The following is a 598-nucleotide window of genomic DNA, read 5'->3' on the forward strand; positions in this document are numbered from 1 at the left end:
GCGAGGCCTCGGCGGGGACGATGAGCAGGACCGGCGCGACCGAGTGCACGCCGACGCCGACCCAGTCGTTCGCGAGCATCGAGTCGCCGACGTTGAGCGCCAGGGTCATGAGGCCGGTGAGCCAGCGCAGGGCGAGCGGCCAGGCACCAGCCTCTCCATCGAGGCGGGCCACGATGGTGTCGACGCGGACCACGATCACCACGGCCGCGTCCACAACGATCGGGAGGATGGGCGCAGTCCAGTCCCAGCCGTCCGGGGTGACCCGCTGCACGAGCGGGGTCACGGTCAGGACCGAGTACACGACAGCCCCGGCGACGATCGCCCACGTGAGCCGTAGGGTGCGCTCGGCGGCGTCGACCTGCTCCTGAGTGTTGAGGCGGATCATCGGCCACCGCCCTTGACGGTCTGCGTGATGGTCTGGACGACGGTCTGCGTGACCTCGAACCCGCCGCCCTTGCCCGACCGGCGGCCGAGGAGCGCGGCGACCAGGACCGCGCCGAGGATCAGCATCGGCGCGGCGGCGGCGATCCCGGCCGCGACGGCGGCGGCCCCGGCGACCAGGAGGTCGAGGGCCTGGGCGAGGAGGAGTTCGGCGGCG

At 73.2% G+C, this 598-nt stretch carries 1 protein-coding gene and 1 pseudogene; both read right to left on the bottom strand.

All coding sequences use genetic code 11. The features are described from left to right. Positions 1–385: pseudogene (locus G3I78_RS46975) on the bottom strand (DUF2637 domain-containing protein); the annotation flags it as partial. Next, the coding region (locus G3I78_RS46980; RefSeq protein ID WP_164436733.1) for a hypothetical protein at positions 382–598 on the bottom strand (217 nt) is incomplete at its 5' end. The gene G3I78_RS46980 and the pseudogene G3I78_RS46975, both read right to left, overlap by 4 nt.

The organism is Streptomyces sp. SID13726, assembly GCF_010548375.1.
Classification (GTDB): Bacteria; Actinomycetota; Actinomycetes; order Streptomycetales; family Streptomycetaceae; genus Streptomyces.